Source organism: Geotalea uraniireducens Rf4, assembly GCF_000016745.1.
GTDB lineage: Bacteria > Desulfobacterota > Desulfuromonadia > Geobacterales > Geobacteraceae > Geotalea > Geotalea uraniireducens.
The window spans coordinates 2688679-2704128 of sequence record NC_009483.1 but is presented as its reverse complement, the minus strand read 5'-3'; the positions used below and the strand labels follow the sequence as shown (position 1 = coordinate 2704128).

11 protein-coding genes and 3 riboswitches are annotated in these 15450 nt (G+C 53.6%); of the genes, 7 read left to right on the top strand and 4 right to left on the bottom strand.

Going from position 1 to position 15450, the window contains the following annotated elements; all coding sequences use genetic code 11:
- The first annotated feature begins 77 nt into the window (after positions 1 to 77).
- From GURA_RS11870 to GURA_RS11855, 4 genes are read left to right on the top strand one after another with little or no spacing between them, the layout of a single operon-like run.
- Positions 78 to 989, top strand: coding sequence for a polysaccharide deacetylase family protein (locus GURA_RS11870; RefSeq protein ID WP_198134468.1), 912 nt, complete (start codon positions 78 to 80; stop codon positions 987 to 989).
- Between the two features lie 11 nt (positions 990 to 1000).
- A complete protein-coding gene (locus GURA_RS11865; RefSeq protein ID WP_011939207.1) occupies positions 1001 to 2215 on the top strand; it encodes a carboxylate--amine ligase in 1215 nt (404 codons plus the stop codon).
- Positions 2216 to 2256: 41 nt separating this feature from the next.
- Positions 2257 to 3387, top strand: coding sequence for a glycosyltransferase family 4 protein (locus GURA_RS11860; protein ID WP_011939206.1), 1131 nt, complete (start codon positions 2257 to 2259; stop codon positions 3385 to 3387).
- Positions 3384 to 4367, top strand: a complete 984-nt coding sequence (locus tag GURA_RS11855; RefSeq protein ID WP_011939205.1) for a glycosyltransferase — start codon at positions 3384 to 3386, stop codon at positions 4365 to 4367. The genes GURA_RS11860 and GURA_RS11855 overlap by 4 nt, the downstream gene beginning before the upstream one ends.
- A gap of 303 nt (positions 4368 to 4670) precedes the next feature.
- Here GURA_RS11855 and GURA_RS11850 read toward each other — a convergent pair whose 3' ends face one another.
- The 4 genes from GURA_RS11850 to GURA_RS11835 all read right to left on the bottom strand — a co-directional run bounded on the left by GURA_RS11850 (position 4671) and on the right by GURA_RS11835 (position 9257).
- Positions 4671 to 5495 carry a heparin lyase I family protein gene (locus tag GURA_RS11850; RefSeq protein WP_011939204.1) on the bottom strand — a complete coding sequence of 275 codons (825 nt, stop codon included), beginning with the start codon at positions 5493 to 5495 and terminating at the stop codon, positions 4671 to 4673.
- A gap of 59 nt (positions 5496 to 5554) precedes the next feature.
- Positions 5555 to 6505 (bottom strand): hypothetical protein, encoded by a 951-nt coding sequence (locus tag GURA_RS11845; RefSeq protein WP_011939203.1) that lies wholly within the window; start codon positions 6503 to 6505, stop codon positions 5555 to 5557.
- A gap of 136 nt (positions 6506 to 6641) precedes the next feature.
- A riboswitch (cyclic di-GMP riboswitch) is annotated at positions 6642 to 6718 on the bottom strand.
- 213 nt (positions 6719 to 6931) lie between these two features.
- Entirely contained in the window at positions 6932 to 8062 is a 1131-nt protein-coding gene (locus tag GURA_RS11840; protein WP_011939202.1) for a glycosyltransferase family 2 protein, read from the bottom strand.
- Between the two features lie 22 nt (positions 8063 to 8084).
- On the bottom strand, positions 8085 to 9257 hold the full coding sequence (locus tag GURA_RS11835) for a glycosyltransferase (protein WP_011939201.1): 1173 nt from the start codon (positions 9255 to 9257) through the stop codon (positions 8085 to 8087).
- 300 nt (positions 9258 to 9557) lie between these two features.
- Positions 9558 to 9634, top strand: a riboswitch (cyclic di-GMP riboswitch).
- A 107-nt stretch (positions 9635 to 9741) separates the two neighbouring features.
- On the opposite strand from GURA_RS11835, the gene GURA_RS22835 reads away from it, so the two are divergent.
- The 3 genes from GURA_RS22835 to GURA_RS11820 all read left to right on the top strand — a co-directional run bounded on the left by GURA_RS22835 (position 9742) and on the right by GURA_RS11820 (position 15418).
- Entirely contained in the window at positions 9742 to 11769 is a 2028-nt protein-coding gene (locus GURA_RS22835) for an Ig-like domain-containing protein (protein ID WP_011939200.1), read from the top strand.
- Between the two features lie 321 nt (positions 11770 to 12090).
- A riboswitch (cyclic di-GMP riboswitch) is annotated at positions 12091 to 12167 on the top strand.
- 114 nt (positions 12168 to 12281) lie between these two features.
- On the top strand, positions 12282 to 13730 hold the full coding sequence (locus tag GURA_RS11825; protein WP_011939199.1) for an Ig-like domain-containing protein: 1449 nt from the start codon (positions 12282 to 12284) through the stop codon (positions 13728 to 13730).
- 446 nt (positions 13731 to 14176) lie between these two features.
- Positions 14177 to 15418: an ISL3-like element ISGur7 family transposase gene (locus GURA_RS11820; protein WP_011937052.1), complete on the top strand. Its 1242-nt coding sequence runs from the start codon at positions 14177 to 14179 to the stop codon at positions 15416 to 15418.
- Positions 15419 to 15450: the final 32 nt, after the last annotated feature.

The following is a 15450-nucleotide window of genomic DNA, read 5'->3' as shown; positions in this document are numbered from 1 at the left end:
TGTCTGCGCTGTTGTCCTCCAGTGGGATCCATTCCCTGCTTGAACGCGTATGCCTGTCCGACCGGGCGTTTGTGTTGATGTACCATCGAATCCTGCCCTCTGCCGAAAACCAGGCGTATTACGTACAACCAGGCATGTTCGTGACCACGGTGACCTTTGAGCAACAGGTGGCATATGTAAGGGATCATTTCGAGGTCGTGTTCCTGGATGACCTGGTCAAAAGGGCGCTGAAGGGTGCACATATCGGCAGACACTGCGCGCTCACGTTTGATGACGGGTGGCGTGATAATTACACGGAGGCATTTCCGGTGCTTGAAAGATACCGCGTGCCTGCCACCATCTTTCTGTCAACCGGGTTTGTGGGTACTCCAAGGACATTCTGGCCCGAGGAACTCTGTCATTACCTTGAGCGAATCGATCTCGGCACTTTTGCAGGTATCGGTGCACCCCCCTCATGGAGCCGCTTTACCGGCATGATAGGCAGGTTCAAATGTCATGGGCGGGAATGGTTCTTGGACCGGTCGATTGAAACGCTGAAGGCGTTTGCCCCCTCTGACCGGGAGGGAATCCTTAACTACCTTCGAAGCATGTTGGGCGCGGAACCGGTTCCCCGGCAGATGCTGAGCTGGGAGGAGGCGCGGGAAATGGTCCACAGCGGGTTGGTGCGGTTCGGCGCTCACACCGTTAACCATGAGCTTCTGGACCAGTTGCCGCTGCACAGGGCCCGCGACGAGATCTCCCTTTCCCGCTCCGAGATCGAACGCCGTCTGGAACAAAAAGTAACTACATTTGCTTATCCCAACGGTAATCACAGCGAAGCCGTTCGACGGATAGTTGAGGAGGGCGGATTCGATGCGGCTGTGACGACACGCAAGGGCTTTCTGAGGCGTGGCGTGTCTTTTCTGGAAATACCCAGGATCGCACTGCATGAGGACATCAGCACTACCATCCCGATGCTCAGATCCAAGATTCTGCTGCAGGCATTCTGAAAAGGCTGCCCATGAATATTCTCGTTACAGACGGTGAAACCAGATCGGCGCTGGCCGTGACCCGCTCCCTCGGCAGAAAGGGTCATACGGTTTTTGTTTGCGGCAGGGAAATGAACAATATCTCGGCCTGTTCGTCGTTTTGCCGGAAAGCGTTCCTGCTGCCGGACCCGCTGGCAAACGGCACAGGCTACTCCGCGGCGATTGCAGAAATCGCACTGGCGGAAAATATTGACCTGATCTTTCCAGTGACCGAGCAATCGGTCTATGCTCTAAACAGGGCAAGGAACCGTCTGGGCAGCTCGGTCATTCTGGCCTGCGCACCCCCTGAAAAAATGGAAGCGGTATCGAACAAGTACACGTTGTTTCAGTCGGCGTGCAGATTGGGTATTGCCATGCCGGAGACCGTGTACGTGGCGGGCATGGAAGATTTTTTTAGACAGCGACAACGCATCGCCGATTTTCCGGTAGTCGTGAAACCGGCCTTTTCAAAAATTGTGGAAGGGGAAAGGATTATCTCGTCCGGCGTGATGTACGCCAACGATCAGGACGAGTTGTGTCGCCTGTACGACACCAGGGCTGTGCTCCGGTATCCGTCCCTGATTCAGGAATTGATCGTGGGGGAGGGGACCGGACTGTTCACACTCTTTGATGGTGACCGTCACTTGGCGCTCTTCTCGCATCGGCGCCTGTTGGAAAAACCACCATCCGGCGGGGTCAGCGTGCTGTCCGAGAGCGTCCCCCTGGATGACGGCATGGTTGAGGCAGCACGCAAACTGCTTGCAGGGGTCGCATGGCCGGGTATTGCCATGGTGGAGTTCAAACGGGATATCAGGGATGGTACGGCAAAACTGATGGAAATCAACGGCAGGTTCTGGGGATCGTTGCAACTGGCCGTATCCGCGGGGGTCGACTTTCCGGCCCTGTGCCTGGATTACTACCTGGATATCAAGCCGTCGTCGCTCTGCTGTGACTACCGGGTCGGGCATCGCCTGAAGTGGACGTTCGGCCTGCTGGATCACCTGATCATCCGCCTGAAGTCCGGCAGGCGCATGAAAGCCATGCTTCCGCCGGAGTCTCCCACCATTGTGCAGGTGGCGAGGGAACTTTTGAGAGGGAGGAGCACAGGTACCACGCTGGACGTATACGATCCGCAAGACCCGAACCCGTTTGCCGCGGAAGCCCGGGCATATGTCGGAGCGTTGCTGGGGTTGTCACCCAGGAAATGACCGCTGGCGGTCTCAAACACCCGCCAGGGAACGGAGTGCATATGGCCACTATTCACATGGTTTGCCAGGAGGATTCTTCATCCGGCCTGCCGATCTACCTGCGGGATGCCCTGGCGGATCTTGGTCACCGGATGATGATCATCGATGCGAAGAAGTGCCTGTTGCCGAAGATTCGCATCCTGCTCGAATCGTTCCATCCCGATCGGAAAAGGTGGTCGCATCGGCGCTCGATGCTGGGCACCTATTCGGTCGCCGGCTGGAAACGGAACACCCGGCTCAACGGTCTTCTGCTTGACCGTGTTCGCCGGCCGCATGACAAGATCCTCCAGATCGGGGGGCTGTATGCGCCGCATCCCGATGCAGCCGGCATGGAATACTTCCTGTTTTTCACCTATACGATGAAACTGGCCTTTCGGGATGGTTATTCCAAATGGGTCCCGGAGAACGACCAGCGGGAGGAATTCGTCGAACTCGAACAGCGCCTGTATGCCGGCGCGGAACATATCTTCGTGGCCTCGGATTTTGTTCGCCGGCACCTGATAGCAGACTACGGCATTCCGGCCGATCGTATCACGGTCGTCAGCATGGGGGTCGATGACTTCTTCATCAGGAACATGCGCCTGAACCTGCCCGATTCACCTGCCAACAGATGTCTGTTTGTCGGTTACACCTTCGATCTCAAAGGCGGTCCGGATGTCCTCAAGGCCTTTTCGTCGGCACGCAAACGTCTGCCCGATCTCGAACTGGTGATCGTGGGGCCGAACCATTCCACGGCCATGGACCAGGAGGGTATCCGCTATATCGGTGCGGTTACGGACCGGGAGGAGTTGCTGAAACTCTATCGCAGCGCCGACCTGTTCCTGCTTCCATCCCGCTGCGATTCGTTCGGTTTTGTATTTCTCGAGGCGATGACGCAGGGGCTGGTCTGCGTGGGCACCAGTCTTAACGCGATGCCCGAGATCATCGCCGATGGCGAGACCGGCTATATCGTGGAGCCGGGGGACCACCAGCGGATAGCCGAGCTGATAGTGGACTTTTACAGCCGGCCGGATGCCAGGACGGCGATGGGCCATCGCGCCAGGGAGCGGGTGCTGGAACGGTTTACCTGGCCGCGGGTGGTCGAGGCGATCCAGGCGGTAATGTGCCCTGCGGAACACACGGACCGATCATGACTCTACAAGATTTTGCGACCAGGGATATTGCCTTCATTCTCCCCACGCTCAACGAGGAGGCGCATATCGGCGGCGTGCTGGATACCGTCAGGGAGCATGCCGGGCATGGTTTCAGCTTTGAGGTGATCGTGGTCGACAACGGTTCCAGCGACCGTACCGTGGAGATTGCCGTGGAGAAAGGGGCGATTTGTCTCCGTGCTCCCGGCTGCACGATCTCGTCCCTGAGGAACCTGGGGGCGTCCCGGGCCGGTGCGGGTGTCCTTATTTTTCTGGACGCCGACGTTTACCTGGGACAGGGCTGGGGTGAACGGATAGGGGCGGTCATCGCCAGGTTGCATCTTGAGCCGGATATCATCACCGGCTCCCTCTACGGGATCAGCGATGAAAGCAACTGGATCGAGAGGATCTGGTTCGCCCCCCGGACAACCCGCACACAGATCAATTACATCAATGGCGGGCATCTGATCATCCATCGGAGCCTGTTCTCGACGGTAGGAGGATTCGATCCCAAGTTGGAGACCGGCGAGGACTGCGAATTTTGCGCCCGGGCAAGGACGATGGGAGCTCGGATCGAAAACGATCCTGGCCTGAGAGTGGTGCATGCGGGATATCCCAAGAGTGTAAAGCGATTTTTTGCCAGAGAACGGTGGCATGGCAGAGGGGATTACCGGTCAGTCAAGACGCTTGCATCCTCAAAACCCGCGCTATTAAGCCTTGCAAACCTATGCATGGCGGTTACCTGCACAATAGGCATTGTCAGCTGCCCGCAGCCCTGGTGGGCTTTTGCCGGCGCCTATGTTCTATTTCTTGCCTGCGTATCACTGGCTGCCGCTATCCACAGATATCGCGGCAAGCTCAGTTCCGGCTTTTTGGGCGCCGTTTTCCTCTACATGGTCTATATTACTGCACGCACAGTATCCATGGTCGATGTTGTCATTCAATCCCTCACTGTTAGAAGACCAGTGCGAGCTTCAGGTTGAAGCATTGGGATGAAAAGAATCTGAATGTACAAAAAATGAGCGCTCAAGAGTCGGGTCCACAGGCGACCTTACACTTGAGCGCTCTCTTATTTCGTTTGCCTTCCCTCTGGAACCAGGAATGTTACTTAGTTTCCGTCCGGAAACGGTTCTTTTCCGCCCTGGCGGCGTCAATCTGCGGGATTACTTGTGCGGCGTACAGTAGTACGCCTCCGCGCAATCCCTTGATTTCCTTGCCAGGACGAAAAATCCCTCGTTTCCGGATCAGAAACCAATAGTTTCTCATCCGGAGTTTCCGGATGGAGACTATTTAGTGGCTGTTACTCGCAGGCCGGTAGGAGGGGGGAGAGTGGCCGGACTCGTGCCATTAATCGGCCCGATCATCGGATTGCCCTTGCTGTCCACCTGGGCAGGGCGGTCGGTGGTGATGACGAACTCGTCCACGTACTGAGTCTGCGACTGTCCGACGTTATTGTTCCATACGGACATGACCGACGCCATTGAAACGTATCCGTTTGAGCTGGTAATGGTTTTGTGATTGAGGTCCTCAAAGACCAGTTTGCCGTTCTGCCAGATCCTGAATATCCCCTGGGTGGGAGACAGCTTCAGATACATCTCCAGGCTTTGCCAGGCGCCGATAATAAAGGGCGCGCTTGTATCTATCTGTACCTGCTCCATTTCGTTGGAAGCGCTAATGTTCGGACTGAACACCGAGAAAATTGAGTGCCAACCGCCAACATCCGTAGCCAGCCGCATGATTTTTATGCCGCTGTAATCGCCGTTGTTGGAAAGAAAGCTCCAGGGATTCGCAAAATAGTAGTAGCCCCTGATCCACACCTCTCCGCCATTTTTTACCGGTGCGGGGAAGTTGATCTCGCCATGCTGAAGGTTCCAGCCGGGGTCACCTTTGGCCCAGACCATTTTAGCCGACTTGGCGCCACTGACAGCCATATCGCCGGAGATGGTCGTCTTGCTGCCGGCGTAGTCAAAACCAACGGCGCCATTTGCAAGAGCCCCATTCGTTCCGTTATCAAAATTTACGGTCTTCGTCCATGCAAATGCCTGACCCGCAACACTCAGGCATGCTATCGATACAAGTACAGTTACCATTTTTCTGGTTCCAGCTATCATACATTCTCCTTTACAGCACGTTTGGTACATTCCAGGGCTTTCTATGGAATGATTTTAAACTATCGACTTATGATCCTCAGGTTTTGCGGAGGTGAAATTTTGACGGGGGGTGTTGTCGCCACCACCAGGTTGTCCACCCAGAAGGTCTGATCTACCGGCGAGCCTACGCCGATATAGGGACCAATCAGAAGCTGATTGAATTTCATGTTCGGATTCTGCGCGGTACGGAAGACGACATTGGTGTAGTTCATAACCTGTTTTCCGTCATACCATTGCTGCAGAATGCCATCCTTGGCGCCTTTGCCATTGACGATACTGTTCAGCTTGAGGTAGGTTTCGACCAGGTGCCAGTCGTTTTTGTAATACGCACCGGCGGTGTTGGAGAAGAGCGCTGTGCCCGACTTCCACTGCTTGCCATTGGCATAGCCGCTGCCGCTGGCATAGCAATCCCCATTGCCGTAGCCGTCACTGTCTCCGTTGCATCCACCGATCGCCCGGTTCTCGGTGACTGCGGTCAAATCCTTGCCCACGTTCGCCAGATTGACGTTCAAGCTGTCCTGGATGGCCACGACCGAGTTCCCGCCATTTTCCTCGATGTAGGCCGTCATGTGCGTAGGGATCAGTCCCGACCAGTCGCCCTCAAGATTGGTCAGAAGGTAAAACTGGTGCGGATGGTACGCCACGCCCGATCCCACCCAGCTTGCGCTGTGTTTTATGTAATAGCTGACATACACCGAGTCGCTTTCGGTAAACTTTTTTCTTATCGACGCACCGGCATTATCGGGAGTGACGGCGCCTTTTGCAAAATGAAATTCCAGGGACTTGGCGCTGTTGGCCACATGTTCCACACTGGACAGTTTCGGGCTGGTATTATCGTACCAGCCTCTCGTGCTGAAATTCCCATCTTCAAAACTTTCCTGGAAGAGAGTTGTGCCGGCAACACCCGGGTTGACCCAGAAAAAATAAACTGCTGAAAAAATCACAAAAAATGGGCCTAAACGTTTCTTCATATGTACTCCTTTTCACCATTGATGGCATGGTGCTGCGTCCAACGCTTCAAAAAGATGAAGAGGCTGATGTGATGATGGTTTTATGTGATTCGAATCGCCAAAACAAAAATAGCCGGGGCCGAAACCAATCTGGCATTTCGGCAACCCGGCTGTCTCAGTGAGACCCTTTAGGCTTTCCGCCCCATCCTTGCGGATGGTTTAGTATTATCGTCTACCTGATTATGTTGACCTGGTGTCATGTATAGCATAATCCATAGTTGCCCTTTGTGATTCAAGTCACATTTAAACTATTAATTAGTTTCATCCGGAACCCCCGGATGAGAAACTAACCAGCACCTTGCAGGTGGGAGTGCAGGCCGTATAATACGATGGCCGCAGAGTGATGACACATGTTTTCCGGCATTTTCGATGAATATCCGCAGCATTTCATCGCTCTGACGGTGACCACATAACCATCCTCTTCCCCATGACATATTGCCACCACGCCACAATAATTGCTGTGTTGACCGTCACAAAATATATCGGGATTTTCAGCGCAACATGTGTGGGGGGCGATTTTGCCAGTCCCCCCCCGATGGCGATGCCGTAAAAGGCAAGGTGAAGGAGAAGCAGCACGGAGTACCCACCGGAATTCAGGCTCAAAGCTGCATTAGCCGCCAGAGCGGAAAACAGGAAAAGAGGAACCAGCCATCGGAGCAGCTTATGGCAGAAATACTGGTAGGAAAAAAAGCCGTAACGAAAAACGTTGAGAAATTCGAGGTTTCGGAAAAAAACCGTCAATCCCCTGAGCACGGTGCGAACCTTCCGGTCGAACTCACGCTTGCCGTCGGAGATATCCTGATAATAGCCGACGGCGTCGGGATCGCTTACCCCCCGCAGTCCCAATCTGATGCTGTTTAGAACCGTCCTGAAGTCACTTTGCGTGTCCCCCGAGAAATCACTACACACCTCCTTGCGCGCGGCGAAAAAGGACCCGCTGAGTCCTACCAGCGAGTTGACCTGCGACTCCAAATCCCGCAGCCACATTTCGTATTTGACGTAAAAGCCTTCACTGCAGGGAGTGCTGTCGCGGCCGATAACCCGGTCAACGCTGCTTACGCACCCGACCGATGGATCGGTGAAGTTGGCGATGATTTCCCTGAGTCCGTGCGGATCCAGGCGGGTCGCAACGTCGGAGAAAACGATGACTTCGCCGGTGGCGTGCAACACAGCATCTTTCTGCGCGCTCTCCTTGCCTCGGCGCTCCGGAAAGGCAAGGAGAGCGATGCCTTTGTGGGCATAACTCCGAACGATCTCGTCAGTTCCGTCAGTGGAACCGTCGGAGGCAACTATCACCTGAAGTCTTTCCCGGGGGTAGTCAAGGGCGATAGTGTTCCCGATCTTGTCCCTGATCCTCCGCTCTTCGTTGCAAGCGGTGATGATCAGGGAAACGGGGGGTTGGAAAGAGCCTTTGGTCACCGTCTTACGCCATCTGATGCTGAGGAGGCGGAGGGTCAATGGATAGCCGAAATAGGCATGGAAGACCCAAAAAATCGATGCGGCAAAGACGAGCTCCATGGGTGACTCCTTAAGATGGTGTTTAGCTGGCGCGGCTGATGGAGGCGGAATTATTCAGGCACCCGAAACGCGAGGGGCGTGACGTACGGCAATAGAGCCGGTAATAACTCTCGGCCATTCTTTCTGCGGAAAAGAGTTGTTCTACCTTATATCTGGCAGACTTCGACATCCTCTCGCGAAGCTCCTTGTTCTCCCGAAGGAGCAGGCACTTTTCTGCAAAATCATGGGGATGGCGGCCGTTTATCAGGAACCCTTCCACGCCATTCTCGATGATTTCACAGATCCCTCCTACAGCGGGGGCAATGACTGGAAGACCACGGGCAAGGGCTTCGAGAATGGTCATGGGTATCCCCTCATGAACCGAGGTGTTCAGGTAGAGGTCCAATCCCCGATAAAAGGTGTCCATGTCGTCTTGGTGTCCCTTGAGGACGAAGCGGTTTCGCAGCTCGTAGCGCTGGACCAGCGCTTCGAGGGTGGAGCGCTCAGGACCGTCGCCCGCAAGCTCGAAACGTATGTTATCCTCATCGAGATCGGCTATTGTCCGGGCAATATCGACCATGAGCGGGTAATCCTTGACCTGAAAGAGACGACCCGATGAGCCGATCACGAACAAACCGATTCCACCCTTGGGCGGCATGGCGTTGGGTATCTCAATGCCGTTGTGAATGACCTCGACGTTCTCTTTGCGGAATGCGCAGTGATTTACGAGGAAATTTCGGACGTCTCCGGATACCGCCACTGTTTTCGTAAAATATCGGGAAAGAATATGGAAATTTGCCCTGGACTTGAAACGAACGGCGAAGGGGGGCTTTTTCCCGGCGAATTCCGGTAGACCATGCTGGGTGGCGATCAGATTTATGCTCCCTCCGGGTCCGGCTGCCAGGATGGCTAAAATGTTTTCCTTGTAGCGGTGAGAGTGGATGAGTTGAGGAGGGGAAGAACGAAGAATCGCTCGGATCCTGCGCACAATTTCCCAAAAAGAATATCGCCTTTCATCGATAACGTGAACGGTCAGGCCGCTGTTCCTTAATTCGTCGGCAAGTCTCCCTTCGTTGAGGAGGATTACGGAAAGGTCGAGATCCGAATAGCCCTTCAGGCGCCTGAGCAAATTGAAGGCCATTGTTTCGGCGCCTGCCCAGAGATCGCCGGAGATGAAATGAAAAACCTTCATTTTGGGAAAAGCTGTAGCATTCATGATTAATAGTCATGGTTAATAGATACGAAAGGGGTGCATTATTTGCTTAATCTAATATATCACAAATCCATCACCTCGCTGATAATTCAAGACCATTTGCGAAGGGGGGAAAGCATACGGATGGTCTCCTTGATGCAGTCGGGTCACCGAAATACCAACCTGGTATAAATGGGCCGGTTTCGAAAAAGTTAAGAAAGAGCGGAACATGATTTTCTAATATTGTTTAGTGATTTCTGTCACATATAAGGTAACGGTCTTCAGCTATAACGTTAATCAATAATATATCAACACAATAAGTGTAGACGATAATACTAAACCATTCGCGAGAATGGGACGGAAAGCCTAAAGGGTCTCACCGAGACAGCCAGGTCGCCGAAATGCTTAGATGGCCCGGCCTTCTTTTTTTATTCATAAAATATCGCAAGCCGGGTTGTTGAGAAAATCACAACGCGGCTTTTTATTGCCAAGAGAAGGAGAGAGAAAGATGAGTATTGGAAAAGCAACAAGAAAAGGGCATCTCGTGTCCAAATTATTCCTGGTCACGATATTCCTGTCGGCTTTTTTTCTGGCCGGCCAAGCAACGTGCTTCGCGACCAATGTGGCCCTCCAGTGGAATCCGAACACTGATGCCAACCTTGCGGGTTACAAGGTTTATTACCAGGCGGATTCATCCACAACTCCTTTTAACGGTACCGGGTCGCCAATGGATGTTAGCAACCAGACGACCGCGACCGTCAGCAATCTTGACCCTGGGCGTACTTACTACTTTGCGGTAAGCGCTTATGATACCTCCGGCGTGGAAAGTTCCTATTCGAATATAGTCACCGTCCCCGAATCGGTCCTCCCGACGGTTTCCTTAAGTTACCCAGCCAATAATACAACCGCGAGTGGAACGCTTTCGGTCACCGCCAGCGCCGGCGACAACGTCGGAGTGACCAAGGTCGAGTTCTATGTGAACGGCGTTCTTAATGGCACGGATACATCGACCCCATACATTTATTCGTGGAACACCTCATCGCTGGCAGCCGGTAACTATACATTAATGGCCAAGGCATATGACGCTGCGGGTAATGTCGATCAGTCGAGCAATGTTTCCGTAACGGTCGTCAATGACACGACTCCTCCCACGGTGTCCCTGACAGCGCCTGGTAACAACGCTACGGTGAGCGGGACAGTGGCAATCACTGCAAGCGCCGGCGACAACGTAGGGGTGAGCAAAGTCGAGTTCTATGGGAACGGAGTACTCTTGTCCGCAGGTAATGTGGCGCCGTACAGCTATAACTGGAATACGGCATCGGTTGCGAATGGCGGCTACACCCTGACGGCCAAGGTGTATGACGCGGCGGGCAACGTGGGACAGTCCGGCAATGTAACGGTGACGTTAAACAATACTGCGGCTGACACCATGCCACCCACTGTGACGACATTTACCATGCCCGCGACCTCAAGCAGTTTAACAATTCCTGTTACAGCATTCGCCGCGACTGATAACGTGGGTGTAACGGCATATTGTGTCACGTCCACCAACGCGGCGACTAACTGCGATTGGTTGAGCTCCTCTAACACCTCGTTTACCTTCGGCAGCACTGGAACGAAAACTGCCTATGCCTGGGCAAAAGACGCGGCAGGAAAAGTGTCGTCAAGTGTCAGCGCCACGGTCAATATCCTTGTAAGCGACACCACGCCGCCGACCGTTTCTATCAGCTCGCCGGCCGGCAATACGAATGTGAGCGGCACGGTTACGGTCTCCACTTCCGCTTCGGACAACGTGGGTGTGACCAGGGTCGAGTTCTACGTGAACGGCGTCCTGCAAGCCACCGACACCGCCTCGCCGTACACCGTCAGCTGGAATGCCACTGCAGTGGCAAACGGCACCTACATCCTGACGGCCAAGGCGTATGACGCGGCGGGCAATGTGGGGCAGTCCGGCAATGTGACAGTGACGGTAAACAGTACGGCGGCTGACACCACGCCACCCACTGTGACAATATTTACCATGCCCGCGACCTCAAGCAGTTTAACAATTCCTGTTACAGCATTCGCCGCGACTGATAACGTGGGTGTAACGGCATATTGTGTCACGTCCACCAACGCGGCGACTAACTGCGATTGGTTGAGCTCCCCTAACACCTCGTTTACCTTCGGCAGCACTGGAACGAATACTGCCTATGCCTGGGCAAAAGACGCGACAGGAAAAGTGTCGTCAAGTGTCAGCGCCACGGTCAATATCCTTGTAAGCGATACCACGCCGCCGACCGTTTCTATCAACTCACCCGCAGCGGGTTCGAGAGTCCGATCGAACGTCACAATCAAAGCCTCGGCTTCCGATAACGTCGGGGTCACCAAAATGGCGCTCTACATCGACAATGTGTTGAAAGTAACGACCTCCTCCAATACCTTGGCATGGACCTGGAATACGAATTCCTACGCGAGAGGGTCACATGTGATTACGGTGAATGCCTTCGATGCCGCCAACAATATGGACACAACGTCCATAACGGTTAGGAAGTGATAAATGCGGCTTAGGGATTAATGGTCAGACGGGCACAGGAGAAATCCTGTGCCCATCTCGATTTTCATAGTAATCCGTTTCCCTTCTGCTTGAGTGCAATGGTATTAATTGCCGAATTTGAATTTTCCCCCAAAATCCATTCATTTGTGATTTGCATCACATTCTTTGTATTCCTGCTGTGATATCTGTTGCGCTATTTGTTCAACAAGGATTTGAGAGCCCCTGTTTCGATTTTTGCAATCAAGACTATTCCTTTAGTGATTTCTGTCACATGTCGATCTGCGGCTTTCGGCTATAACGGTATTCAACAATTAACGCGGTAGACGAAAATACTAAACCATTCGCGAGAATGGGACGGAAAGCCTAAAGGGTCTCACCGAGACAGCCGGGTCGCCGAAATACCAACCAGGTATAAATGGCCCGGCAGACTTTATTATTCATGATGAAGCGCACGCCGGGTTGTGGGGAAATCACAACACGGCTTTTTATTGCCAGTAAGATGGGAGATAAAGATGAATATTGGAAACGGATCAAGAGGGCAACTTATTACAACCAAATCATTCTGTGCCATGATATTCGCATTGGTCATTTTCTTTGCCGGTCAGGCCACGTGCCTTGCAACCAATGTGACCCTACAGTGGGATCCTGAAACGGACCCGAGCGTTACCGGTTATAAGGTATATTACCAGGCGGATTCATCCACCCAACCCTTTAGCGGCACTGGAGCCACCAGCGGGGCTTCCCCGATCAATGTGCAAAACCTGACATCTACCACCATCAACGGCCTCGACCCGAGCCATGCCTACTACTTTGCTGTGACCGCGTACAACGCTGCCGGCGAGGAAAGCTCCTATTCGAACGTTGTCGCCATACCTGAATCACTCCCCCCGACGGTTTCCTTAACATCCCCGCTCAACAATGCCGCGGCAAGCGGCACCGTTTCGGTCACTGCCGGCGCCACGGACAACGTCGGGGTGACAAAGGTCGAGTTCTATGTGAATGGGGCACTGCAGGCCACGGACACGACTACTCCCTATCTTTATTCATGGAACACCTCAGCGCTTGCCGCCGGGAGCTATACGTTGATGGGCAAGGCGTACGACGCCGCCGGCAATGTGGGGGAGTCGGGCACTGTGACCGTCACGGTCGTCAATGACACAACCGCTCCCACGGTGTCCCTGACGGCACCCGGCAACAATACGACAGTGAGCGGGACAGTGGTGATCACGGCAAGCGCCGGCGACAACGTCGGGGTGGGCAGGGTCGAGTTCTACGCGAACGGCGTGCTTTTGTCCGCAGGTAATGTGGCGCCATACAGCTATAACTGGAATACGGCGGCGGTAGCGAACGGCAGCTACACTTTGGTTGCCAAAGCGTACGATGCAGCAGGCAACGTGGGACAGTCCACCGTGGCGACGGTGACTGTAAACAACACGGTCGCCGACACCACCGCACCGACGGTATCGATCAGCGCGCCGGCAAACGGTGCAACGGTAAGCGGCACCGCATCGGTCACCGCCAGCTCCGGCGACAACGTTGGGGTGACCAAGGTCGAGTTCTATGTGAACGGTTCACTGATGGCCACCGACACCGCATCCCCCTACAGCTTCAGCTGGAATACCGCTTCGGCGGCCAACGGCTCCTACACCCTGACTGCCAAAGCCTACGATGCGGCAGGCAATGTCGGTCAGGCAACAGCCGTAACTGTAACGGTAAGTAATATCGTAACTCCTCCAGTGGTTCTCAAGGGTGATGCGAACGGTGACGGCACTGTTGCTATTGCAGATGCCCTGATGGTGCTGCGTGCTGCCTTGGATCCGTCATTGCAAACAGCGTCGATCATGTCAACGGGCGATGTCTGGCCGCTTGATCCATCCAGCCGGCCGCAGGGGGATGGCGTTATCGATATAAATGATGCGCGCTTGATCCTGCAAAGAGCGGTCGGGCTGGTAACATGGTAAACTGATTCTTACCTAAAACATGTAGTATTCGAATAGTTATGGCCGTATTAAAGGGTGCCGGGAATTTCCGGCACCCTTTTCGTTTGTTTAAATTGTTATAATGAATTGTAATAATCGCAAAATTTAGTATTATGTGTAGTGGTTAGGTGTTGCTAATGAATTGCGAGCTGCGTGGATAGTTTAGTTTAATCTGTGGATATGAGTAGTGTGGGCGACTGAATGAACTTGAATCGTAGAATTTCGGTAATCGGCTGTTATTACTCCGGCAATTAAACATCACAATCCTGATGTAGGGGCACGGCGCGCCGTGCCCCGATTGGGCGAGGCAAGCCTAGCCCCTACCGTTCACATGTTTAATTGGGCTCCTCGACGAATTGAGTGGGTAGCCTGGGCCGGGTTGATGTAAGATAGGCCACCATCACTCAGCCTGGAGGTTAGTAATCGCTATGAATCCTGAAGATCTTTTTGGTGCTGCTCTTGGAATTGCCATCCCGTGGAAGGTTACCTCTGTTGACTTCAACAAGAAGTCAAGTCGTTTGGACATAACCATCGACTTCCAGCGGGGAGCCACCTTTCCCTGTCCGGTCTGCGGAACGTTGTCACCAGTCCATGACACCACGGAGAAAGAGTGGCGGCATCTGAATTTCTTCCAGTACGAAGCCTACCTTCATGCGCGTGTTCCACGGGTAAAGTGCCCTAACAGCGACTGCGGCGTGAAGTTGGTCCAGGTACCCTGGGCTCGCGCAGGCTCAGGATTTACGCTGCTGTTTGAGGCCCTGGCCATGACCATGGCTCGTGATTTGCCGGTGAAGGTCATGAGCAGGCTGTTTGCCGTTACCGATACCCGTCTATGGCGGTTGATTCAATCCTATGTCGAGAAGGCAAGGGCCGCAGAAGACTTCTCCGAGGTGAAGAGGGTCGGTGCGGATGAAACCTTTGCCGGGCGCAGTCATGACGAGAAATTCGTCACCTTCTTCTTCGACCTCGACATGCATAAGCTCTTGTTCGGCACGACGGGAAAGGACAACGAAACAGTCAAGAGCTTCGTCGCGGACCTTAAGTCACATGGCGGCGATCCTGATAGCATCACAGACGCTGCTATTGACATGTCCAAGGCATTCATAAAGGGTGTCAAAGAGCAGTTGCCCCATGCCGTGGTCACCTTCGATAAATTCCACGTCATCAAGCTTATGAACGATAAGCTTAGTAAGATAAGGGCTCAAGAAGCCAGGTTATTTCCTGAAATCCTGAAAAAGAGCAGAAACCTGTTCCTCAAAAATCCAGAGAACCTGACACCGGAAGAGGAACAGCGCCTGGATGCCATTATCACCAGTCAAAGCTTAAGGAGTACGGAAGCTTACATGCACAAGCTGAACCTTCAGAACGTCTATTTTGCTTCAAGCCGAACGGAGGCAGAAACCCTGTTGACCAAATGGCATCGGAAAGCCGCCGCAAGCTCAATCCAACTCATCAAGAACATGGCCGAATCTGTAAAAGAGCATTGGGATGGCATTCTGGCACATTTTGAAAGCGGCCTGACTAGCGGCTTCATTGAGGGCATCAACAGCCTAATTCAATCAGCCAAAACTCGGGCACGAGGCTATCGGAATCCTGACAACTTGATCTGCATGGCTTATCTGGTTGCAGGCAAGCTCAACCTAAAGTCGCTATTCCCTCTACCCACTTGATTCGTTGCAGAGCCTTTAATTGCCGCAGTAAT

Excerpts from the sequence above, each read along its gene's own strand:
- GURA_RS11865 (WP_011939207.1), top strand. The coding sequence starts at position 1,001 with ATGAATATTCTCGTTACAGACGGTGAAACCAGATCGGCGCTGGCCGTG.
- GURA_RS11855 (WP_011939205.1), top strand. The coding sequence starts at position 3,384 with ATGACTCTACAAGATTTTGCGACCAGGGATATTGCCTTCATTCTCCCC.
- GURA_RS11870 (WP_198134468.1), top strand. The coding sequence starts at position 78 with ATGTACCATCGAATCCTGCCCTCTGCCGAAAACCAGGCGTATTACGTA.
- GURA_RS22835 (WP_011939200.1), top strand. The coding sequence starts at position 9,742 with ATGAGTATTGGAAAAGCAACAAGAAAAGGGCATCTCGTGTCCAAATTA.
- GURA_RS11835 (WP_011939201.1), bottom strand. The coding sequence starts at position 9,257 with ATGAATGCTACAGCTTTTCCCAAAATGAAGGTTTTTCATTTCATCTCC.
- GURA_RS11850 (WP_011939204.1), bottom strand. The coding sequence starts at position 5,495 with ATGATAGCTGGAACCAGAAAAATGGTAACTGTACTTGTATCGATAGCA.
- GURA_RS11845 (WP_011939203.1), bottom strand. The coding sequence starts at position 6,505 with ATGAAGAAACGTTTAGGCCCATTTTTTGTGATTTTTTCAGCAGTTTAT.
- GURA_RS11860 (WP_011939206.1), top strand. The coding sequence starts at position 2,257 with ATGGCCACTATTCACATGGTTTGCCAGGAGGATTCTTCATCCGGCCTG.
- GURA_RS11840 (WP_011939202.1), bottom strand. The coding sequence starts at position 8,062 with ATGGAGCTCGTCTTTGCCGCATCGATTTTTTGGGTCTTCCATGCCTAT.
- GURA_RS11820 (WP_011937052.1), top strand. The coding sequence starts at position 14,177 with ATGAATCCTGAAGATCTTTTTGGTGCTGCTCTTGGAATTGCCATCCCG.
- GURA_RS11825 (WP_011939199.1), top strand. The coding sequence starts at position 12,282 with ATGAATATTGGAAACGGATCAAGAGGGCAACTTATTACAACCAAATCA.